This window comes from Rathayibacter rathayi (assembly GCF_004011095.1).
Taxonomy (GTDB): Bacteria; Actinomycetota; Actinomycetes; order Actinomycetales; family Microbacteriaceae; genus Rathayibacter; species Rathayibacter rathayi.
Genome location: NZ_CP028129.1, coordinates 493167 through 514588 on the forward strand (window position 1 = coordinate 493167; position 21422 = coordinate 514588).

Below are 21422 nucleotides of genomic sequence, written 5' to 3' on the forward strand. Positions count from 1 at the left end.
GGGTCGAGCCAGGCACGGGCGGGGCCCGTCCCGCGGATGTGCTGCGAGACGGGCCCTGCCGGTGGGACTACTTGATCGACTCGATCGCGGTGGCGACCGTGCTGGCGAGCTCCGAGTTCAGGGGAGCGGAGCCGGCCTGAACGGCGGCCGCTTTCTGGCCGTCCTCACTGGCGACGTAGGAGGCGTAGGCCTTGACGACCTCGCCCTTGTCGGCGTCCGCGTATTCCTGGCACACGAGGAGGTAGCTGACCAGGACCAGCGGCCAGGCGTCCGCCTCGGTGCCGGTGCGGTCGATCGTGATCGCGAGGTCATTGTCCCCACGGCCTTCGGCGATGGGGGAGGCGGCGACGACCGCCGCGGCTCCGTCGGCCGAGATGGTCGAGAAAGCGTCGCCGACCTTGAGCTGGGCCATGTCCATGCCCTTGGCGCCGGACTCGTCGGCGTAGCCGATCGTATTGGTGCCGTTCTTGACCGCGTCGACGACACCCGAGGTGCCCTTGGCGCCGTCACCGCTCTGGTAGGGGAAGGTCTGCGCGGCGGGGGCGTCCCAAACGTCCTTCGCGGTGGCCGCGAGGTAGTCGGTGAAGTTCTGCGTCGTGCCCGAGTCGTCCGAGCGGTGCACGGAGGTGATGGTCGCCGACGGGAGGGTCGCATCGGGGTTCAGGGCCTTGATTTCCGGAGCGTCCCAGGACGTGATGGTGCCCTTGAAGATACCGGCGATGGTGGCGGCGTCGAGCTTGAGTTCGTCGACGCCCTCCACATTGAAGATGACCGCAATCGGCGAGATGTAGACCGGGAGGTCGATCCCCTTGGTGTCGGGGGCGCAGGCGGCAAAGGTGCCCGCGAGCTCCTCGTCCTTGAGCGCGGAGTCGGAGCCGGCGTAGTCAGCGGCGCCGTTGATGAAGTTGGTGCGGCCGGCGCCCGAGCCCTGCGGGTCGTAGTTGACAGTCACGTCAGGGTTCGCGGTCTGGAACGCGGCGGCCCAAGTGGTCTGCGCGGTGCCCTGAGCGGACGAGCCGATGCCGGTGACGGTGCCCGAGAGCGTGGCGGAGCCGGAGCCGGAGCCGCTGCCGGCGGCCGGTGCCTCGTTGGCAGCGCAAGAGGTCAGCGTGATCGCTGCGACGGCAGCGATGACGGCCGCCTGGCCGAGACGCGAGAATCTCACAAGTATCCCTTTCGGGTAGGAAAGCGTGGAAAACAGAACAGGACTTGGTGCAGCCCGCGAGCGAGAGTACGGAGACGTCGTGTCGTGGCACCGTCCGCTCGGTGAACGCGCGGTGAACGGGTCTGCTGCACGAAGAGCGGAGTGACAGGGCGGCGGGGCCGGTGCCGAGCGTCGAGCGCGGCCCGGCGCGTCAGCCCAGCGGCCGGTGCGTCTCGATCGCGATGATGCCGGAGCCGGGGTGGCCGATCGAGAGGTGCACGACGGCGAAGCCACCCGTGGGCAGCGCGGCCGCCTCGTCGAGGTAGGGGCCCAGCGGTGTCGCCGTCGCGAGCGCGATCTCGCGCAGGATCTCGGGGATGACCGGCCGATGGCTGCACAGGACGGCGGTGCGGCGCGCGCGGACCCGCTTGCCGACCAGGGCGCGGAGATTGGCGGTTCCGTGCTCGTGCGACTCCTGGCTCAGGTCGTCGCGGAGCCTGACCGGCTTCTTCACCAGAGCGGAGAGAGGGGCGATGGTCGACCGGCAGCGTTTGGCAGTGCTCGAGACGAGTCGGCGCGGGCGCCAGGCGGCGAGGGCCCGGGCAGCCGCAGCGGCCTCGATCCGGCCGCGTCCGGTGAGGCGGCGGGTGGAGTCGCGCCCGTCCCATGACGAGACGGGCACGGCCTTCGCGTGTCGGAGCACCACGATCGCGAAGGTCTCGAGCGCCCCGCGGGCGGCGATCCTGGCGAACTCGTCGACGATCGTGACGTCATGGGGGTAGGTGAGATAACTCCGGGCGCGCGTGAGGGTGACCCACTCGAGCGCCTCGACCTCGTCATTGGGGAGGAAGTCCGAGGCGAGGACCGCCTTCTCGGTGACCTGCGCGGCCCAGTAGTAGACGACTTTCGGACGCCCGCTCGGCAGCACGTACTCGGTGCAGCCGAGCGGTACTCCGAGCGCCACGGCGAGCCCGGTTTCCTCGCGGATCTCGCGCACGGCCGTCTCGGGGAGGGACTCGCCCGCGTCGACCTTGCCCTTGGGCAGACTCACGTCCCGGCGGTGCGGCCGGTGGATCACGAGGACGAGCGGGCGACCGTCGATGATCCGCCAGCACACCGCTCCTGCCGCAGAGACGATTCCCGTCACGATGTCATCGGCTCAAGGCCCGGTTGGCTGAGCGTGTCGCCGCGCGCTTGCGGTGGGTGATGTGCTGCATCAGCTGGTTCTGCAGGTCGGCGAGCGGAGCGCCGTCCGCGTCCAGGTGGTGCCGCGTCCAGTCGCCGTCCGAGCCGAGCCACCAGGAGGCGGTCCGCTCGTCCATCGCCCGCTCGAACATGTCGTCGATCTCGCTGAGGTGCGCCGGCTCGACGATCCGCACCAGCGCCTCGACGCGGCGGTCGAGGTTGCGGTGCATCATGTCGGCGCTGCCGATGAAGACCTCGGGCTCGCCGCCGTTGACGAAGCTGAAGATGCGGGAGTGCTCCAGATAGCGGCCGAGGATCGAGCGCACTCGGATGGTCTCGGAGAGCCCCTCCTGCCCGGGCTTGAGGCCGCAGATACCGCGGACCCAGACGTCCACCGGCACGCCGGCCTGGCTGGCACGGTAGAGCGCGTCGATTACGGCCTCGTCCACGATCGAGTTCACCTTGATCCGGATGCCCGAGGGCCGTCCGGCGCGCGCGTGCCCGGTCTCGACGGCGATCCGCTTCAGCAGCCCCTTGCGCAGGTGGCGCGGCGCGACGAGCAGGCGCTTGAACTTCTTCTCGATCGCGTAACCCGAGAGTTCGTTGAACAGGCGGGTGAGGTCCTTGCCGACCTCCGGGTCGGCAGTGAGCAGGCCGAGGTCTTCATAAATGCGCGAGGTCTTCGGGTTGTAGTTGCCGGTGCCGATGTGGGAGTAGTGGCGGAGCACCCCGCCCTTCTCCTGGCGAATGACGAGCGCGAGCTTGCAGTGCGTCTTCAGCCCGACGAGGCCGTAGACGACGTGCACGCCCGCCTTCTCGAGCTTGCGGGCCCACGAGATGTTGGCTTGCTCGTCGAAGCGCGCCTTGATCTCGACCAGCGCGAGCACCTGCTTGCCGGACTCGGCCGCGTCGATCAGCGCCTCGACGATGGGGGAGTCGCCCGAGGTGCGGTACAGCGTCTGCTTGATCGCGAGCACATCCGGATCCGCCGCCGCCTGCTCGAGGAAGGACTGCACGCTCGTCGCGAACGACTCGTAGGGGTGGTGCAGCAGCACGTCACCGCGCGACACGGCCCTGAAGACGTCCTGGCGCTGGTTCGGCTCGCTCGGCGAGAGCTGCACGGCCGTCGTCGGGACGTGGTTGGGGTATTTCAGGTCGGGCCGGTCGATCTTCTGCAGGCTGAAGAGCCCGCTGAGATCGAGCGGAGCCGGGAGCTTATAGACCTCCTGGGTCGTGATGTCGAGCTCACGCACCAGCAGGCCCAGCGTCTCGTCGTCCATGTCGTCGGTAACCTCGAGGCGGATGGGCGGGCCGAATCGGCGACGCAGCAGCTCTTTCTCGAGGGCCTTAATCAGATTCTCGGTCTCGTCTTCGTCGACCTCGACGTCCTCGTTGCGGGTCACCCGGAAGACGTGGTGGTCGAGGATCTCCATGCCGGGGAACAGGTCGTCCAGCTGGTTGGCGATCAGGTCCTCGAGCGAGATGAACCGCATCGGCTCGCCCGGGGTCGCCACCCCGGCGATCCGCACGAAGCGCGGGAGCATCTGCGGAACCTTGAGGCGCGCGAACTCGACCTTCTGCGTCTTGGGATTGCGAACGCGCACCGAGAGGTTGAGCGAAAGGCCGGAAATGTAGGGGAACGGGTGGGCCGGGTCGACCGCCAGTGGCATCAGCACGGGGAACACCTGCGCCGAGAAATAGTCGTCGAGCACCGTGCGCTCGGCGTCGCTCAGCTCGTCCCAGCGGACGAGGTCGATGCCGCCCTCGCGCAGCGCGGGCTCGACGAGTTGCTTGAACGCCCGGGAATGGCGCTGCTGGAGCAGATGCGCCTTTTCGGAGATGTCGGTCAGTACGTCGACGGGGACGCGGCCGATGTTGGTCGGCAAAGCCAGCCCCGTGAGGATGCGGCGCTTGAGGCCGGCGACGCGGACCATAAAGAATTCGTCGAGGTTCGACGAGAAGATCGCGAGGAAGTTGGCCCGCTCGAGCGCCGGCACCAGCGGATCTTCCGCCAGCTCGAGGACGCGCTGGTTGAAGGCGAGCCAGCTCAGCTCACGGTCGAGGTAGCGGTTGTCGGGGAGGAGCGGGTCTGAGTGCTCCTCCTCCTCGTCGAAGTCGTCGTCGAGGTCATCGCTCAGGCCGTCTTCGAGAAGCAGGTTGTCGCCGTCCATGCGACCATCCTGGCATCGCGTCCGCCCACTGCGCGCCGCGGGCCGTGAACGCCGGATGAATGTCGGCCAGGGAGGGCCTGTGGAGGAGCGTCTACTCGGCGCACCGGCTCAGCGCACCGGTGCGGCGCGCTGTAGGTACTGCACGTCGACGGAGGCGTCCGTGAATCCGACCGAGCGGTAGAGCGCCACCGCCGAGCGGTTCTCGGCCTCGACGTAGAGGTCGGCCGTCGTGCAGCCCCGCTCCAGCATCCGCGCGAGTCCCGCGGCGAGCAGCGTGCGGCCAAGTCCGCGTCCGGCTGCCTCCGGAGCGACTCCCAGCACATAAATCTCACCGGTGGTCGACCCCGGCTCGATCTTCAGCCAGTCGTAGCCGATCAGCGTGCCATCCGCATCGCGCAGCAGCAGGAAGTCGCCCTCGTCGAACCACGGCTCCGCACGTCGGGCCGCCAGATCCTCCTCCGTCAGCCGCCCCTGCTCGGGGTGCGCCGCGAAGACCCGCGCGTTCAGCGCGACCCACTCGGCTGGATCGAGGCCACGGGCGTCGGTGAGCAGGACCCCCTCGGGAACCCGGACCTCGGGCGCGGCGAGCGGCTCGAGTTCGACGTGCAGCAGCGTGCGGACCGCAGCGAAGCCGTGCGACGCCGCCAGCGCGCGAGCCGCCGGGTGGTCCCCGTGCGCCCAGGCGAGCAGGCCGGTGCGGCCGCTCGCGAGCACCTGCTCGAGAGCCGCGGTGCCGAAGCCCACTCCCCGCCACTCGGGATCGACGACGAACTCCAGCTCGCCCTGCCCGAGGATCGCGGCCGCCACTACCACATCGGCGCGCAGGCCCACGAGGAGAGTGCGCGAGCCGGTCCGAGCATCGACGAGGGCCTGATCGCTGAACGGGGGCTGGTGGTCGAACCAGGTGGCTCGGCCGATCAGGTGTTCTAGGCCGGCCGCGACGGCGGGATCGGCCAGGTCCTCAACGGACAGGTTGAGAGACTCGCTCATTGTCCTCTTCGTACACGTTGAAGCGGTATCCGACGTTGCGGACCGTGCCGATCAGCGACTCCAGGTCGCCGAGCTTCGCGCGAAGGCGCCGCACATGCACGTCGACCGTGCGGGTGCCACCGAAGTAGTCGTAGCCCCAGACCTCGCTCAGCAGCTGCTCCCGGGTGAAGACGCGCGAGGGGTGTGTGGCGAAGAAGCGGAGGAGCTCGAACTCCTTGAAGGTGAGGTCGAGCGGACGCCCGTGCACTTTGGCGGAGTAGCTGGCCTCGTCGATCACGACGCCGGAGGCCTGGATCCGCGAGGTCGACTGCTCCTGCGCCAGCCTGCCGATCACCAGGCGGATGCGGGCGTCGACCTCGGCGGGGCCTGCCGAGTCGAGGATGACGTCGTTGACGCCCCAGTCGGCCGAGACCGCCGTGAGACCGCCCTCGGTGAGGATCAGGATGAGGGGGACGTTGATGCCCGTGGTCGTGAGGATCTTGCAGAGCGACTTCGCGCTGGCGAGGTCCTGCCGCGCGTCGACCAGGATCAGATCGCAGCTCGGAGCGTTCACGAGCTGGGCGGGTTCCGCGGGGATCTGCCGGGTTCGGTGGCTGAGGAGCCCCAGCGCGGGGAGCACCTCGGCGCCTCCCGCCGAGGTCAGTATCAACAACTGCGCCACTGATCCTCCAGAACTGGTCTGCCCGCAATACTAGCGGCGGGCTGGGAGAGGCGGCCTCCTGGGGCACAATTGAGAAATGGGCAGCGATCGGGTGGGCATCGGGATCGTCTGGGTGCTCGCGCTCCTGGGTTCCGCGGTGACCTTGACCGCCTCCGCTGCGGAATCCCGTCAGCTCTGGCTCGCGCTGACCTTCGGTGGCTGCGTGCTCGCGACGTTCGCCGTGCAGCTGGCGGTGGCCCGCGCCGAGGGGTACCTCTTGCGCGCGATGACGAGCATCGTCGGGGCGATGGCCCTCGTCGCGGTTGCGAGCGGGATCGCCCTCCTCCTGCCCATCTGAGCACTCCCTGCGCGCCTGAGCACTCACGTCCTCCCGCCGCGGTGTCGGACCCGGCGGGTAAGATGAAGCCATGCTTCTTGCCCTGGAACTCTTCTATCTCGGTCTGCTCGGGCTCGCCTCCCTCGCCATCGCGTGGGTCTCCGGCGTGGTCGTCTACAAGCTCTACCGCGGCCAGAGCTAGCCGCTCCGGAGCGCGCGTGATCTCGCTTCCTTCGGGCCTCCCGCCCGAACTCGTCCCGCTCTCCTGGCTGCTCGGCGTCTGGGAGGGCTCCGGCGTCATCGACTACGCCGTCGGCGACGACTCCGTGCAGGCTGAGTTCGGCCACCGCATCAGTTTCAGCTACGACGGGCTGCCGTACCTCAACTACAGCTCTTATACCTGGCTGATCGAGGACGGCGCCGACGAGACGCCTCGTCCGCTGGTCAGCGAGATGGGTTACTGGCGCCTGAGCCGCGCGCTCACCGACGCGGACGCCGGCCCCGCAATGCTGCCCGGCCGCGGCGCCCCCGCCTTCCCCGACGCGGAGTCGGTCGAGACGCTGCGCAACGCTGCCGGCGGCTTCGACATCGAGGTTTCGCTCGTGCATCCGGACGGAGTGAGCGAACTCTACCTCGGCCAGGTCAAGGGGCCGCGGATCGACCTCGCAACCGACGCGGTGATGCGCACCGCCGCGGCGAAGGACTACGCCGCGGCGACCCGCCTCTACGGCTTGGTCGACGACCACCTGCTCTGGGCCTGGGACATCGCTGCCCTCGGGCAGGGCCTGCGCACCCATTCCTCCGGACGGCTGGCCCGTGTCGACTGACGCCATTTCCCCACTCCTCGCGGCCGCGGGAGCCGTGGCCACGACCAGCGCTGCCGAGCCCGGTGTCGCCGCTCACTACGGCGAGCCCTTCCGGGAGCAGCGGGCGCTCGCGGCCGGAACCGCCCTCGTCGATCTCTCCGGCCGCGGAGTCGTGACCGTCACCGGCCCCGACCGCCTGACCTGGCTCGATTCGCTCACCAGTCAAGCCGTCTCCCGCCTGGCTCCCGGTGCCAGCGCTGAAACCCTCTTGCTCGACCCGACGGGCCGGATCGAGCATGTCATCCGCCTCGTCGACGACGGGGAGACCGCCTGGCTCCTGCTCGACCGCGACGAGACCGTGGGCCTGGCGACCTGGCTCGACCAGATGCGCTTCATGCTCCGCGTCGAGGTCGCCGACCGCACCGCGGAGTTCGCGACCCTCGCTGCACTCGGCAACGGCACGGCTCTGGCGCTCGCGTTATCCCTGGCCGGGGCTCCCGTCGTCTGGAGCGACCCGTGGTCGCAGGTCCAGCCGGGAGGCTGGCAGTACGCGCTCACCGCCGAGCACCCGGGGGCGGCGTGGGAACTCCGCGAGGTGCTGGTACCGAGGGCGGGACTCGACGCGCTCGCCGCGACGGCCGCCGAGACCGGTGTCTCGCTCGCCGGAGTAGACGCCCTCGAGGCCCTGCGCATCGCCGCCTGGCGTCCCCGCCACGCGACCGAGGTCGACGAACGGTCCATCCCGCACGAGCTCGACCTCCTCCGCTCGAGCGTGCACCTCGCCAAGGGCTGCTACCGGGGCCAGGAGACGGTGGCGAAGGTGCACAACCTCGGCCACCCGCCGCGGCGCTTGGTGCTGTTGCAGCTTGACGGCTCCGACTCGGTGCTGCCGGCGCACGGAGATGTCATCACCGCCCTCAAGGGCGGCGAATCGGTTGAGGTCGGCGCCATCACCTCCAGTGCCTGGCACTACGAGGACGGGCCCGTCGCCCTCGGGGTCGTCAAGCGGAGTGTCCCCGTCGACCTCGAGCTGACGGTGCTCGCTGGTGACTCCCGCATCGCCGCGGCTCAGGAGGTTGTGGTCCCACCCGGTGCCGGAGCGGAGGCGGGCGTGCCCCGCCTGCCCCGCCTCGGGGCGACGACCAGGTAGGCCGCGCCGTGGTGGCCGCAGGACCCGCCGAGCGGGGCCGGACGGCCGACCGGCTGCGCAGTCTGGTCCGCACCCCCGGGCTGAGTCCTGCCCGGGCTCTGGCCCGCGCGGGCGCCTCGGTGCCCGCGGTTGTGCAGATCGTGGTCGCGGCGACCCTCGCCTACTCCGTCGCGCACGTCCTGCTCGGGCACCGCTCGCCGGTCCTCGCGCTGACCGTGACGATCTCGAGCCTGGGTATCGCCCGCGACACGAGGCCCAAGCAAGTGGCCGAGACCGCGACGGGGATGCTGATCGGCATCACGGCGAGCGAGGTCCTGCTGCTCGCGTGGGGGAGCGGAGTCTGGCAGCTCGCGGTGGTCCTCGCGATCGTCGTCACCCTCGGACGCGCGCTCTCGCCCTCGCCAGGGTTCGCGGTCGCCGCCGGCACCCAGGCGATGCTGGTGATGATCCTCCCCGCGCCGGAGGGTGGAGTGCTCACCCGCAGCGTCGACGGCCTGATCGGCGGGCTCGCGGCGCTGCTCTGCACGGCGATCGTGCCCCGCCCGCCCCTGCGCACGGCACGGGCGGAGGCGCACCGGCTGGTGAGCGCACTCAGCCGCACCGTCGAGGAGCTGGCCGACGCGCTCCGCCGCGGCGACTCGTCCGCCTCCTCCGCCGCCCTCGAGCGGATCCGTCGTACGCAGCCGGTGATCGATGGCTGGGCCGCGGCACTCGACTCGGCGACCGGGGTCGCGCGGATCTCGCCGTTCGTTCGCCGGCACCGCGGCGAACTCGCGCGACAGGCCACCATGCTCGCCGCCCTCGACCTGGCGACCCGGAATCTGCGCATCGTCGCGCGGCGCACCGACTTCCTCGTCGGCGATGCCGCCCCGCGGCCGGCGCTCGCCGGAGCGGTCGCCGCCCTCGCACCGGGCATCGCCCTGCTCGACCGAGCAGTCGCCGATCCGTCCGTGCTCGCCCTCGCACGTCAGGATCTCGTGCTGCTCGCGACCACGCTTGACCCTCAACGATTGATCCCGGAGGCGCGGCTCACGGAGAAGACGGTGTTGGTCCTCCTCCGGCCGCTCGTTGTCGACCTGCTCGTAGCGACCGGCACCGATCCGGCCGAGGCGCGTGCTGCGCTGCCGCCGCTCGCCTAGCGCTCAGGAGGCGGGGGCGACCGCCCCCCACGCGACCGTCACCTCGCCCAGGCGCCAGCGGCGGGGGCCGCCGAGGACCGGCCACTCCCGGCGCAGATCACGGACCGCCGCGATCCAGCGCTGACGGGGACCGTAGACAGCGAGCGGCGCGTTGAGCGTCCACGCGCGATCGAGAGCCGAGAGGAAGGCATGCACACCCTCGCCGGCGACATTGCGGTGGATGAGCGCCTTGGGCAGGCGCTCGGCCGCCGTCATCGGCGAGGGGATCGCTGCGAGCCGGAGCGACAGGGTCAGTGAGCGAGGGCCCTCTCGGCCGATCTCGATCCAGGTGCAGATGCGCCCGATCTCGTCGCAGGTGCCCTCGACCAGCATGCCGTCCGGCTGCAGCCGGTCGGTCATTGTTCCCCATGCGGCGGCCACTGCGTCCTCGTCGTACTGCCGCAACACGTTGAAGGCGCGGATGATGCTCGCGCGCCGGCCTGCGGGCAGGGGCACCTCGAAACCGCCGCGCTCGAACTGGACCCGCGCGTCGGCCGGGAAGGGCGTGCCGCCCTCCCGCACCCGAGCGAGTTGCTTTCTGGCAATGTCGACGCGGGCCGGCTCGATGTCGAGGCCGAGCACCTCTACGCCCGGTGCCGTGCTGACGAGGCGGCGGTGCAGCTCGAGGGTGGTGACCGCGCTCGCACCGAAGCCGAGGTCGACCACGAGCGGCATGGCTGTGCTCCGCAGGACGGGCAGTTCGGCGAGTCGGCGGTCGACCCTGCGGAGGCGATTCGTGCCCGTCGTCCCGCGGGTGACGGCTCCGATCGGCATGCACTCCAGCGTATCCGCGGGTGAGAGGGCCGCCTCTAAGCTTGATGCATGTCCGAGACCTACACTCTCATCCTCGTGCGCCACGGCAACAGCGAGTGGAACCAGAAGAACCTGTTCACCGGCTGGGTCGACGTGCGGCTGACCGAGCAGGGAGTCGCGGAGGCCACCCGCGCCGGCGAGCTGCTGACCGAGGCGGGTCTGCACCCCGACATCGTCTACACCTCGCGTCAGACCCGCGCGATCCAGACCGCGAACATCGCCCTCGAGGTCGCCGACCGCCTGTGGATCGACGTCAAGCGCTCCTGGCGCCTCAACGAGCGCCACTACGGCGCGCTGCAGGGCAAGGACAAGGCGCAGACCCTCGCCGAGTACGGCGCCGAGCAGTTCCAGACCTGGCGCCGCTCCTTCGATGTCCCGCCGCCCCCGCTGGACGACGACGACCAGTACTCGCAGGCGCACGACGAGCGCTACGCCGACCTCGGCGACGCCCTGCCGCGCACTGAGTCGCTCAAGCTCGTGATCGAGCGGATGCTGCCCTACTGGGAGTCCGACATCAAGCCGGATCTCGCGTCGGGCAAGACCGTCATGATCACCGCGCACGGCAACTCGCTCCGCGCCCTGGTAAAGACGCTCGACGGTATCTCGGACTCGGACATCGCCGAGCTCAACATCCCAACGGGGATCCCGCTCGTCTACACGCTCGACGAGAACTTCGAGCCGATCGGCGAGGCGCGCTACCTCGACCCCGAGGCCGCAGCCGCCGGTGCCGCCGCCGTCGCCGCCCAGGGCGCCAAGAAGTAGCCGTCGCCCTCCTCCCGCCCCCACCGCCTCCACCCCCCTCCCCCACCTTCGGCTCGCGAAAACACCTTCGGCTCGCAGGATCAGATGATTCCTGCGAGCCGAAGCACGTTTCACGAGCCGGAGTTCAGTCGCGACGAGGCGAACGGGCGGATCGCGTGTCAGCGATTCGCCCTAGCCGGTGGTGACCCGCTCTGCGGAACGCGCCGTCTCGCGGAGCCGACCGCGGTCGGAGTTGCGCTCGTGCGACTCCGACGATCCGACTCAGCCCCAGTCGCCCGAAATCAGGTACTGGACCTTCTTCGCGATCGACACGGCGTGGTCGGCGAAGCGTTCGTGGTAGCGGCTGGCGAGGGTCGCATCGACGGTGTCCGCGGCCTGGCCCTTCCACGCTTCGCTGAGCACCTTGTCGAAGACGCTGACGTGTAGCTCGTCGATCTTGTCGTCCTCGTCGCGGATCTCCTCCGCGATGCGGGGGTCCTGCGAGCGCAGTAGCTCTGTCAGCTTGTGCGCAACGACCACGTCGAGCCGCCCCATCTCGACGAAGGTCGGGCGCAGGCTCTTCGGGACGACCTTGTCCGGGAAGCGGTACCGTGAGAGCTGGGCGATGTGTTCGGCGATGTCGCCCATCCGCTCGAGCGAAGCGCTGATCCGCAGCGCCGAGACGACGATCCGCAGGTCGCGCGCGACCGGGTTTTGCCGGGCGAGGATGTCGATGGCGAGTTCGTCCAGGCTGATGGCCAGCTCGTCGATCCGCGCGTCGCTCGCGATGACCTCCTCGGCGAGGGTCACGTCGGAGTGGTTGAACGCCTGGGTCGCCTTCTCAATGGCGATCTCGACGAGCCCGGAGATCTCGACGAGTCGTTCCTGGACCTCGGCCAGCTCCTGCTGGAAAACTTCGCGCATCTGTGTTCGACCCCTTCTACGGCGCACAAGGACGACGGCGCCGGATCTGCGGCGAGCACCTCGCGCGCCGCTGCGACTGCACTCCGTAGGCGCAGGCGCAGTCATGATGACCACGGCAGGTTAACGGACGGTGCCGGGCGCTTGAACAGTACTCGACCCTGGTCGATCGGCAGGCGTCTGGTAGGGGGAGGACCGGTGGATGGTTAGCCTGGGTCCGTGGATGCGGGCTTGATCGTGGTTCTGTCGCTCGTTCTCGGTGTCGCGATCGGGATCCTTCTGACGAGCGTGCTCACCCTCGCCGCTCGTCAAGGCCGCATCGCCCAGGAGGTGATCACGGTCGGACTCCCCGAGGGGATCGAGGCGATCATCGACGCCGTCGGCTCGCCCGCGTTCGTGACGGATCCGTCGCACAACGTACTCAAGGCCTCGACCCGTGCGCTCGCCCTCGGCCTGGTCTCGCAGGACACTCTGCTGCACCCGGACCTCGTCGCGATCGTCGGCCGTGTCCGCCGCTTCGGCGACGACATCGTCCAGGATCTGGAACTGGTGACCAGCCCGCTGTCCGACGCCGCCGTGACGCTCGTCGTACACGCCACCCGTCTGGGCTCCCGCTACGTCCTGGTCATCGCCGAGGACCACACCGAAGCGCGTCGACTCGAGGCCGTCCGACGCGATTTCGTCGCCAACATCTCCCACGAGCTGAAGACCCCGATCGGCGCGGTCGGCCTGCTCGCCGAAGCCCTCGACTCCGCCGCCGATGACCCCCAACAGGTGCGCCGCTTCGCCCACCGGCTCACTCAGGAATCGCACCGCCTCGCGAAGATCACCCGCGAGATCATCGAGCTCTCCCGCCTCCAGTCCGCCGACGTCGCCGGTTCGGCCGAGGTGCTCCGCGTCGATGACGTCGTGACCGCGGCGCTCGAGACCACCCATGTGCTGGCGGAGTCGCACAACGTCACCCTGGTCAGGGGCGGAATGAAGAAGGCGTACGTCGTCGGACAGGAGAAGATGCTCGTCTCGGCGCTGCACAACCTCCTCGCGAACGCGATTCAGTACTCGCCCGCCGGCTCCCGGGTGGGAATCGGCATCCGCTCGACCGGCGGCGTCGTCGAGATCGCCGTCACCGACCAGGGGATCGGCATCCCTGAGGAAGACCTCGACCGCGTCTTCGAGCGCTTCTACCGCGTCGACCAGGCCCGCTCCCGCCACACGGGCGGCACTGGCCTGGGGCTCAGCATCGTCAAGCACGCTGTGCAGAACCACGGTGGCGACGTCCGCGTCTGGTCCAAGCCCGGACGCGGCTCCACCTTCACCATCCGACTCCCCGAAACAGACCCGGCGAAAACGCCCCTCACGGCGGCCACCCCGATAGGAGAACACGCGTGACCAGCATCCTGCTCGTCGAGGACGAGAGCGCCCTCAGCGAGCCCCTCAGCTATCTGCTCGAACGCGAGGGCTACGACGTCACCGTCGCCGAGGACGGCAACCGCGCCGTCGCCGCCTTCGACGAGGGCCACTACGACCTGATCCTGCTCGACCTGATGCTCCCCGGGATGCCCGGCACCGAGGTCTGCCGCGAGATCCGCACCCGCTCGTCCGTCCCGATCATCATGGTCACCGCGAAGGACTCCGAAGTGGACATCGTCGTGGGCCTCGAACTCGGCGCGGACGACTACGTGACCAAGCCCTACTCGACCCGGGAGCTGCTCGCCCGCATCCGTGCCGTCCTCCGCCGCCGCACCGAAGAACCCGGAGAGGAACGGATCGTCGTCGCCGGCCCCGTCCGTATGGACATCGAACGCCACACGGTCGAAGTCGACGGCACCGAAACCCCGATGCCGCTCAAGGAGTTCGAACTCCTCGAAATGCTGCTCCGCAACGCCGGCCGCGTCCTCACCCGAGGCCAACTCATCGACCGCGTGTGGGGAAGCGACTACTTCGGCGACACGAAGACCCTCGACGTGCATGTGAAACGCATCCGCTCCAAAATCGAGAAGACACCGAAGGAGCCGGTGCTTGTGGTTACTGTCCGCGGCCTCGGCTACCGCTTCGACGCATGATCGCGGGCCCTGGCGGGGTGATCTGCGGCGTTGTCGTCGGTTGCGATACCGCTGGTATCGCGCGCTCCTCCGCCTTGCAGCTCACCCCGCCAGGACCCGCGATCCCCTCTGGTGAAAGGGGGTGGCCGTCGCTGTGCGACGAGCCGATCGAGGGATGGCGGGCGGTGGCTCTGAGCCAGAGAGGGGACCGTCGCTGCGGGAGAAGTCTGTCCTGGGGTCAGGTAGCCGCCGCAGGCGGTGGATCGGTGACTGTCTGTGGAGTGGCGCGGGGTTCTGACTCGATCGTGTATCTGACGCCGAGCCGGGCTGTCTTGTTCTCGGATTGTCGAACCCCGTGACACCTGTAGCAGCGTCCTGTCGGCTGGTCATGACGTGATAGAAGCGTGACCGACCTGTGGTCGGGACTGCTGAGGGTTTTGTTGACTCGTTCTCTAAGCCGCGAGTGCGGCGGTGTCGACCGTCTCAAACTCGATGAGGGTGCGGTGTCCGAGGGCGCGTTGTCGTCGCCGTCGGTGGTCGGTCCCTTCAATACAGGTGACGATGGCGAGGCGCAGGTTCTGTCTTGTCGTCTAGCGTTGGCGGTCGAGGAGGTTCTTCTGCAGGAGCGCGAAGAACGACTCCATTGCCGTGTTGTCACCGCACGCGCCGACTTTTCCCACCGAGCATTTCCGGCCGGCGGCGTTGATCTCGGCGATGAAATCGCCCGAGCGGAGCTGGAAGCCGCGATCTGAAAGTATGACGGTCCCTCGTGGTTCGCGGCGACTGACGGCGCTTCGGAAGGCCCGGACAGCGAGGGAGGCCTTCATCCTCGAGTCGATCGAGTAGCCGACGATCCGGTTCGAGTAGACGTCCTCTATTGCGCAGAGATACGGCTTGCCCTCCCCGGTGCTGTGCTCCGTGATGTCGGTCAATCAGATCCGGTCCAGACCCGACGCTGCGAACGGTCGACGGACCCTGTCATCACGGGCGGCCCTGATCTGTGGGTCCTGCGGCGTTTCTTTGCGAACACGGGCCAGATCCTCTGCCGCGAGCACACGCGCCGCTCAGACGCATCTGCGCGAGCGGCCTCTCGCCCTTCCGCGCGACCGCGACAACATCCCGGCGGAACTCTTCCGGACATGGCTTGGGCATTGCCGCCATCCTTCCAGCGGCGCCCCGAGGTCACCACACGTCAGGAGCCAACCGAACCTTCGGCAGTCCCAGGCGCTGCTCGATGAACTGCGCGTGACCCGTCCGGTCGGCAGGCCCCGCAGCCGACCGGACCGGATCTGCGGCGGTGCGGCGTACCCACCCAGAGCGATCCGAGCCCACTTGCGCGCTCGCGGGATCGAGTCGACGATCCCGGGACCGCGCGACCAGCAAGGGCACCGGAAATGGCGCGGATCCCTAGGCGGCCGCCCCGTCACCGACGACTCGGTCGGCTACAAGAAGCGGAACATCTTCGAGCGAGGCTTCTACCGGCTCGTTCAACGCCTCGTCCTCACGACCCGGTATGACAAGCTCGCGGTCCTCTACCGGTCAGCGATCGTCCTCAACGCCTTCATCGTCTAGCTGCGACATTTACGGGACACGCCCTCGTCGCATCCCGCCGCGGCCCCCTCGTACGGGAGGGCATTGACGGCACGGTTGCTCAGGACTCGCGTTTTGAACGCTTTCGCTGAACATATTCACTGAACGTATTCAGCGTGAGAGCCGCGACCGCGGCCTCGGGGGAGCCGGACAGCGCGATGAGGACGAACCTCAGAGCCTCCGACGATAGGAGCCGCGTCTTTTGACGCCTGGATCTGCAATTTTTTAAGGACATCGATGATGACCGCGCTATGCCTGGAAACGATGCTCGATGTGATGAGAGCGAACGCTGTCCGCGCTCGGGGGAAAGGCGCTCGATTCCATTCAACGGCGACCGATTCGTGCTACTTGTCCTACTCAGACCTGGACCGAGACGCTCGGCCGCAGGCGTCCGCTCTGCGGCGTCGGGGCGTACAAGAGGGTGACCGCGTGGTCCTCGCGTTTCCGCCCGGCCTGGACTTCCTTAGAGCGGTATACGCCGCCGTGTACGCAGGGGCGGTCTTCGTCCCGGCTCCGATCGTGGTGTCGAAGGACGCAGAGACGCAGCGCGATCGGGTCCGCCAGATCGCTGAGGATGCCGGCGCAGAATTCGTCCTCACGACGCCCCACCTGGCTGAATCGCTCGGAGGTTTCGGACCGCGCCTGACCGCACTTGTCCTCTCGCCAGTGGGGGCTGCCGACCTCACGGCAGCCTGGGTCCAGCCGGGCACTAGTTCTGACGACCTCGCTTTCATCCAGTACACATCTGGTTCCACCGGCGACCCGAAGGGCGTCTCCATCACCAACGCCAATGTCGTCGCCAACCAAGCGACCATCTCAAGAGTCATGGGGTACAACAAAAACTCGATGCTGCTCGGTTGGCTTCCGCACTACCACGACATGGGACTCGGGCTCTACCTCTCGCCTGTCTTCGGTGGCTTCGACCTCGTAGCGACCAGCCCCGCACAGTTCCTCCGTCGACCTGTGCTCTGGCTGCAGCTCATTACGCAATACCGGCCGACCTCGACAGTCGCACCCGACTTCGCGTACAACCTCTGCGCACGTCTCGTTTCCGATGCCCAGGTCGAGAACCTCGACCTCTCGTCGCTCAAGACCGTCATCACCGGGGCTGAGCCGGTCCGGTGGAGCACTCTGTCTCGGTTCTCGGCCAGATTCGCGTCCGCAGGATTCGAAGCCAGCGCATTCGTGCCCGCCTACGGGATGGCGGAGACGACGGTTCTGCTCGCGGCAACGCCGTCCGCGCACGACCGCTCACCGCTCAGCGTCGACGCGGCTGCTCTCGAAGCGGGACGAGTGCAGAAAGTCGAAGGTGGCCTGGGCAAGACCGTCGTGCTCTGCGGAGCACCAGCCCCCGGGCACGAGGCAGTCATCGTCGATCCTGAGACCTCCCTGCGGGCGAGCGACGGCGAAGTCGGGGAGATCTGGGTCCGCGGCCCGAGCGTGGCTCGCGGATACTGGCAGAAGCCCGAAGCCACCGCCGAGAAGTTCGGCGCGAAACTCGTGGGCGACCCAGAGCCGTTTCTTCGCACTGGAGACCTCGGGTTCCTCTGGGAGGGAGAACTCGCCATCGTCGGCCGGGGAAGCGACGTGATCAACGTCCGAGGCAGAAACGTCTACCCGAGCGATCTCGAGACGGCGGTCTCGCGCGCATTCTCGACCGACGCTGACGCGGTTAGCGCCGCCTTCGAATGGGCCGACGACGTAGTGGCGATCGTCGTCGAAGCGAGCAGCCGCTACGCCGAGGACATCGTCAGAGCCGATGACGTCCGGCGGACGCTGGCCGGCAAATTCTCGCTGGAGCCGCTCGGTCTCGTCGTCGTCCGCCGAGGAAGCATCCCACGCACCTCGAGCGGCAAGGTCCGACGGCGAGCTACCGGGGACCTGCTGCGCGAGGGCAGCTTGCCTGTCCTCTTCAGTACCGGATTTAGCGCCGTCGCCACCGTCGCGGAGATGTCGTGAACGAGGCGTTCCGCGCGGCGGCGGACCTCGACGAGTGGCTCGGGGATCCCCTGGACCCGGCGTCGAAGATTTCCGAACGCGACGCACTCGCCGCCGACAGGGCGGCGGCGTTCCCCGTGGACGCAGTCGAATCTCTGAACCGGTGGGGTGTCCAATACTCCTACGTACCTCCGGCGCACGGCGGTCGGATGGACGACGTCCTGACGCCGATGCTCCAGATGCGCAACGTCGCTCGCCGCGATGTCACAGTCGCAGTCGCGCACGGCAAGACCTTCCTCGGCGCGCTGCCGTCATGGATCGCGGGTGCCGACGCAGCCAGGCGGATGGCCGAACTCGTCCGATCGGGCCAGGCCGTGTCGTGGGGACTCACCGAGTCCGGGCGGGGATCGGATCTGCTGCGATCGGCGACTCCTTCGGGGGATCAATTGGTGATCAGGGGCGGCAAGTGGCCGGTCAACAATGCGACTCGTGGCAGGGCGATGAGCGCGCTGGTCCGGACTACTGGGGAGGTGTCCCCACGCGCGCTGACCCTGGTCCTCGTCGACAAGCAGGACATCGACCCCCGGCGCGTCCGCTACCTGCCGAAGGTGCCCACCCACGGGATACGTGGGGCAGACATCAGCGGCGTCGACTGGGACGATGCTCGGGTTCCGATGGCGGGAACCGTCGGCGAGTCGGGCACCGGACTCGAGACGGTCCTCAAAGCCCTGCAGATCACGCGTCCCGTCTGCACCGCTCTCTCCCTGGGAGCGGCGGATCAAGCGCAGGGCGCGGTGTTGGACTTCCTCATCGGCCGCAGACAGTTCGGCTCCTCGCTCCATAAATTCGCCGGGGCGCAGCTCGAAGCGGGTGCAGTTGTCACTGACGCGCTGACAGCCGAGGCCACATCCTTTGTGGCGGCAAGACACGTCGCGAACCGGACCGAGGAACTCGCACTCGTCAGCGCTCTCGCGAAGTTCATCGTCCCGACCCTGACCGACCAGCTCTTCCTCCGCGCGACGACGATCCTCGGCGCCCGTTCTCAGCTCAGTGGCATCGCCGGTGCGGGACGTTTTGAGAAAGCAAACCGCGACAACCGCGTAGTTGGGATCTTCGATGGCAACAGCGTCGTCAACCTGCACGCCATCGTGAACCAGTTCCGGGCGCTCTCTCGGTCACCTCTCGCGCCTGCTGACCCACTGAAACTCCTTCAAGAACTCGACCCTGCAGCCCCGACAGCTTCCCTCGACTTCTCGCGGCTGCACCTCGTGACCAAGAACGGTGCAATGCTGCTGCACGCGCTGCCGGACCTCTGCGACGCGGCCGTCGTGGGCTCGTCGCCGACGCTCCGAAGGATGTTGGAGAGCTTCCGAGAGGTAGCCGCCGAACTGATGATCCAAGCACGAACGGCACGCCCGTCCACGGCGCCGGACACCTCGCAATTTGAGACGGCATGCGGACTCGCTGAGGTGTTTGCAGGATGCTGCTGCATGGTGTCCTTCCTCAGCCGGTCCGGACCCACCGTCCTCGCATCGAGCGAGGTCTGGCTGACCGCCGCAATTGGACGTATCTGCGCTCGGCTGGGACGCCCCGCCGACGGCACGGGCGCCGCGCAACGAGACCTCGGCGCAGCTGCCCTCGCCGGGCGGCAAGCGGGCGGGACCCCGACGCTCTTCACCGGCTGGAACGCAGCATGAACGGGATTCATCGATCGATCGAGGAACTCGAAGAACTATTCGGTGATCCCTTCGACGTCACCGGCGAGTTCTCGTACGGACGAATCCTCGCCGCCGACTCGGAACGACAGCTCGTCAGCTGGGCCGAGGACGTGCTGCAGAGATGGGGATTCTCGGCCGAGTTGGTGCCGACCCGGCTCGGAGGGCGGTGGTCGTCAACGGAAGACATGGTCCGGCACCTCTCTCCCGTCTTCCGCAGGGATCCGGCCTTGGGTCTCGGTCACGGCGTCACGACGCTCATGGCCGCGTGCAACGTCTGGGTGGGTGGAGGGAATCGGGCCCAACGGCGCTTCGCGGATGCGTTGCTCCGTGGGGACCGCGTAGCCGTGGCGTTCCACGAGTTGGCACATGGGAACGACCTCCTCGGCAACGAACTCGCCGCGGAACGACTGGACGATGGCGGAGGCTCGTGGCGGATCACCGGGCAAAAGGAGGTCATCAACAACGTCGACCGAGCTCCGGCGGTACTGCTCTTCGCCCGGAGTGACCCGAGCGGTCCGACCGGGGCTGTGAACGCGAACGCGTTCAGCCTGTTGTTGTGGGACAAGCGGAACGTCCTCGGAGGATCTGCGGACACGTCCGTTCGGGTTCAGACCTCGGGGATGCACGGATGCCAGATCGGGGTCGCCACGTTCGCCGGGCTGACCCTCCCGACTGACTCGCTGGTCGGTGCACGGGGTGGAGGAGTTTCGACGGCGTTACGTGCGTTCCAGATCACCCGTGCAGTCATCCCAGCGCTTGCCTGCGCCACCCTGAGCGCCGCAGTAGGAATGGCTGTGTCCTATATGACGACGAGACGCCTGTACGACGGCACCGTATGGGATCTCCCTCATGCACGCGGCCTCATTGCCAGGGCCTGGGCCGGCCTCATCGTCGGTGATGCACTCGCCCGGGTGTCTGTTCGCTGTCTTCACGTCCGGCCCGACGAGGCATTCCTGCTGTCGGCCGCGACCAAGTACCTCGTGCCCGAACTCCTGAACCACTCCATGCAGCACTTGACCACACTCTTCGGCTCGAGCTTTTATGCCGTTTTGACGCCATACGGGGCCATCGAGAAATGGCTTCGTGACCTCGCGGTCGTACCTATCGGACATTCGGGGTCCCGATCCTGCTTGCAGTCCCTGATCCCGAACCTTCCGACATGGGCCCGGAGGTCGCGTCGTCAGACTGCATCGACCCCTGAATTGTTCTCCGCGGACGGCCAGCTCGAAGAACTCGCGTTCGATCGGTTGACCATTGGTGTCGGGAAGGTCGATTCTTTGACGGCGGCCCTCGAAGACGACGAGATCATGCGAGCCCTCGCTCTGGAACACCCCGAGTTGTCGGACCTCGTCTCCGGATGGGTCGCGGAACGCGGACGCCTACAGACCGACGCTTCGAGGTTCGGCCCGAGAGACCTCGGGGCAGACGCGTCACTAGAGGCACTCGCGGCGGGCCGACGCCAGACAATCCTGTTCGCCGCCGCTGCACTCCTCGGGACGTGGTTCCACAACAGGCACGACGCCAGCAGCGCGTTCCACGGCGATTCGGTCGCACTCGAAGCAGGGCTCAACCTGCTCGCCGACCTCGGAAATGCTTTAGCGATTTCGGCAACCGAAACTGCGGACGCCCCTCCGACGAAGGCCCGGTGGTCTCCATCGCTGGAACTCGCCGCCGCGACACACATCCGGCGCGTGCACGAAGCGGTCCGGGCGCTCGGGATAGAAGAACACTTACTCGCCCCACGCACACCAACTGACTCAGACATCGAGGTATCATGACCGACGCAATCACCACGAATATCACAGCCGACGCACTCGAAGAATGGCTCATTGACCGAGTGGCCACGTACGGCGAGATCTCGCCGTCATCGTTCACTGTCACCACATCCCTCGCTGAACTCGGCTTCAACTCCGTGTATGCGCTCACCCTCTGCGGCGACATCGAGGACGCGTTCGACATCGATGTGGAACCGTCCCTGATCTGGGACCACTCCAACATCAGCGCGCTCGCTGAAACGCTCTGCCGCCAGCTCGCGTTGTGAGCCCACAAGTAGCGGCT

Annotated in this window: 19 protein-coding genes and 1 pseudogene; 12 read left to right on the top strand and 8 right to left on the bottom strand. The window is 68.1% G+C overall.

Translation table 11 applies throughout. The features are described from left to right. Nucleotides 1-67 precede the first annotated feature (67 nt). The 5 genes from pstS to C1O28_RS02530 form a co-directional block, all read right to left on the bottom strand. Entirely contained in the window at nucleotides 68-1165 is a 1098-nt protein-coding gene (pstS, locus tag C1O28_RS02510) for a phosphate ABC transporter substrate-binding protein PstS (protein ID WP_097167519.1), read from the bottom strand. A gap of 190 nt (nucleotides 1166-1355) precedes the next feature. After that, nucleotides 1356-2291: an NUDIX hydrolase gene (locus tag C1O28_RS02515; protein ID WP_097167520.1), complete on the bottom strand. Its 936-nt coding sequence runs from the start codon at nucleotides 2289-2291 to the stop codon at nucleotides 1356-1358. Nucleotides 2292-2295: 4 nt separating this feature from the next. Next, a complete protein-coding gene (locus C1O28_RS02520; RefSeq protein WP_097167521.1) occupies nucleotides 2296-4500 on the bottom strand; it encodes an RNA degradosome polyphosphate kinase in 2205 nt (734 codons plus the stop codon). Between the two features lie 108 nt (nucleotides 4501-4608). Further along, the gene (gene mshD, locus C1O28_RS02525) at nucleotides 4609-5490 is read right to left on the bottom strand and encodes a mycothiol synthase (protein WP_097167522.1); all 882 of its coding nucleotides are present in this window, start codon (nucleotides 5488-5490) and stop codon (nucleotides 4609-4611) included. Further along, on the bottom strand, nucleotides 5462-6151 hold the full coding sequence (locus C1O28_RS02530; RefSeq protein WP_097167523.1) for a winged helix-turn-helix domain-containing protein: 690 nt from the start codon (nucleotides 6149-6151) through the stop codon (nucleotides 5462-5464). The genes mshD and C1O28_RS02530 overlap by 29 nt, the downstream gene beginning before the upstream one ends. 76 nt (nucleotides 6152-6227) lie before the next feature. On the opposite strand from C1O28_RS02530, the gene C1O28_RS02535 reads away from it, so the two are divergent. The 4 genes from C1O28_RS02535 (at nucleotide 6228) to C1O28_RS02550 (ending at nucleotide 9562) form a co-directional block, all read left to right on the top strand. Next, on the top strand, nucleotides 6228-6488 hold the full coding sequence (locus C1O28_RS02535) for a hypothetical protein (RefSeq protein ID WP_097167524.1): 261 nt from the start codon (nucleotides 6228-6230) through the stop codon (nucleotides 6486-6488). 197 nt (nucleotides 6489-6685) lie between these two features. Next, nucleotides 6686-7294, top strand: a complete 609-nt coding sequence (locus C1O28_RS02540) for a nitrobindin family protein (protein WP_097167525.1) — start codon at nucleotides 6686-6688, stop codon at nucleotides 7292-7294. 34 nt (nucleotides 7295-7328) lie between these two features. Continuing rightward, complete coding sequence (gene ygfZ / locus C1O28_RS02545; protein ID WP_243392094.1) at nucleotides 7329-8423, top strand: CAF17-like 4Fe-4S cluster assembly/insertion protein YgfZ; 1095 nt, start codon at nucleotides 7329-7331, stop codon at nucleotides 8421-8423. Nucleotides 8424-8434: 11 nt separating this feature from the next. Next, a complete protein-coding gene (locus C1O28_RS02550) occupies nucleotides 8435-9562 on the top strand; it encodes an FUSC family protein (protein ID WP_127821419.1) in 1128 nt (375 codons plus the stop codon). Nucleotides 9563-9565: 3 nt separating this feature from the next. On the opposite strand, the gene C1O28_RS02555 is transcribed toward C1O28_RS02550, so the two are convergent. Further along, the gene (locus tag C1O28_RS02555) at nucleotides 9566-10375 is read right to left on the bottom strand and encodes a class I SAM-dependent methyltransferase (protein WP_097167528.1); all 810 of its coding nucleotides are present in this window, start codon (nucleotides 10373-10375) and stop codon (nucleotides 9566-9568) included. Nucleotides 10376-10423: 48 nt separating this feature from the next. Between C1O28_RS02555 and C1O28_RS02560 the strand changes: the two genes are divergently transcribed. Continuing rightward, on the top strand, nucleotides 10424-11176 hold the full coding sequence (locus C1O28_RS02560) for a phosphoglyceromutase (protein WP_097167529.1): 753 nt from the start codon (nucleotides 10424-10426) through the stop codon (nucleotides 11174-11176). A gap of 261 nt (nucleotides 11177-11437) precedes the next feature. Here the strand turns inward: C1O28_RS02560 and phoU are convergent, their stop codons facing one another. Then, nucleotides 11438-12079: a phosphate signaling complex protein PhoU gene (gene phoU / locus C1O28_RS02565; protein ID WP_068251784.1), complete on the bottom strand. Its 642-nt coding sequence runs from the start codon at nucleotides 12077-12079 to the stop codon at nucleotides 11438-11440. 216 nt (nucleotides 12080-12295) lie between these two features. On the opposite strand from phoU, the gene C1O28_RS02570 reads away from it, so the two are divergent. Beyond that, complete coding sequence (locus tag C1O28_RS02570) at nucleotides 12296-13465, top strand: sensor histidine kinase (RefSeq protein WP_097167530.1); 1170 nt, start codon at nucleotides 12296-12298, stop codon at nucleotides 13463-13465. Then, on the top strand, nucleotides 13462-14139 hold the full coding sequence (locus C1O28_RS02575; protein ID WP_097167531.1) for a response regulator transcription factor: 678 nt from the start codon (nucleotides 13462-13464) through the stop codon (nucleotides 14137-14139). The genes C1O28_RS02570 and C1O28_RS02575 overlap by 4 nt, the downstream gene beginning before the upstream one ends. Before the next feature lie 431 nt (nucleotides 14140-14570). Here the strand turns inward: C1O28_RS02575 and C1O28_RS15525 are convergent. Next, a pseudogene (locus C1O28_RS15525) lies at nucleotides 14571-15178 on the bottom strand (DDE-type integrase/transposase/recombinase); the annotation flags it as partial. A gap of 272 nt (nucleotides 15179-15450) precedes the next feature. Between C1O28_RS15525 and C1O28_RS15010 the strand changes: the two are divergent. From C1O28_RS15010 to C1O28_RS02605, 5 genes are all read left to right on the top strand, one after another. After that, nucleotides 15451-15690: a transposase gene (locus C1O28_RS15010; RefSeq protein ID WP_160487575.1), complete on the top strand. Its 240-nt coding sequence runs from the start codon at nucleotides 15451-15453 to the stop codon at nucleotides 15688-15690. A gap of 294 nt (nucleotides 15691-15984) precedes the next feature. Beyond that, nucleotides 15985-17667 (top strand): fatty acyl-AMP ligase, encoded by a 1683-nt coding sequence (locus C1O28_RS02590; protein WP_237398239.1) that lies wholly within the window; start codon nucleotides 15985-15987, stop codon nucleotides 17665-17667. Continuing rightward, the gene (locus C1O28_RS02595; RefSeq protein ID WP_097167535.1) at nucleotides 17664-19343 is read left to right on the top strand and encodes an acyl-CoA dehydrogenase family protein; all 1680 of its coding nucleotides are present in this window, start codon (nucleotides 17664-17666) and stop codon (nucleotides 19341-19343) included. Before C1O28_RS02590 ends, C1O28_RS02595 begins: the two co-directional genes overlap by 4 nt. Then, a complete protein-coding gene (locus C1O28_RS02600; RefSeq protein ID WP_160487577.1) occupies nucleotides 19340-21142 on the top strand; it encodes an acyl-CoA dehydrogenase family protein in 1803 nt (600 codons plus the stop codon). Before C1O28_RS02595 ends, C1O28_RS02600 begins: the two co-directional genes overlap by 4 nt. Beyond that, nucleotides 21139-21405: an acyl carrier protein gene (locus tag C1O28_RS02605; RefSeq protein WP_097167536.1), complete on the top strand. Its 267-nt coding sequence runs from the start codon at nucleotides 21139-21141 to the stop codon at nucleotides 21403-21405. Before C1O28_RS02600 ends, C1O28_RS02605 begins: the two co-directional genes overlap by 4 nt. Nucleotides 21406-21422: the final 17 nt, after the last annotated feature.

Bases quoted from the DNA above. Each gene is read 5' to 3' on its own strand.
- C1O28_RS02520 (WP_097167521.1), bottom strand. From the start codon at position 4,500: ATGGACGGCGACAACCTGCTTCTCGAAGACGGCCTGAGCGATGACCTC.
- mshD (WP_097167522.1), bottom strand. From the start codon at position 5,490: ATGAGCGAGTCTCTCAACCTGTCCGTTGAGGACCTGGCCGATCCCGCC.
- C1O28_RS02535 (WP_097167524.1), top strand. From the start codon at position 6,228: ATGGGCAGCGATCGGGTGGGCATCGGGATCGTCTGGGTGCTCGCGCTC.
- C1O28_RS02555 (WP_097167528.1), bottom strand. From the start codon at position 10,375: ATGCCGATCGGAGCCGTCACCCGCGGGACGACGGGCACGAATCGCCTC.
- C1O28_RS02560 (WP_097167529.1), top strand. From the start codon at position 10,424: ATGTCCGAGACCTACACTCTCATCCTCGTGCGCCACGGCAACAGCGAG.
- phoU (WP_068251784.1), bottom strand. From the start codon at position 12,079: ATGCGCGAAGTTTTCCAGCAGGAGCTGGCCGAGGTCCAGGAACGACTC.
- C1O28_RS02590 (WP_237398239.1), top strand. From the start codon at position 15,985: ATGAGAGCGAACGCTGTCCGCGCTCGGGGGAAAGGCGCTCGATTCCAT.
- C1O28_RS02600 (WP_160487577.1), top strand. From the start codon at position 19,340: ATGAACGGGATTCATCGATCGATCGAGGAACTCGAAGAACTATTCGGT.
- C1O28_RS02605 (WP_097167536.1), top strand. From the start codon at position 21,139: ATGACCGACGCAATCACCACGAATATCACAGCCGACGCACTCGAAGAA.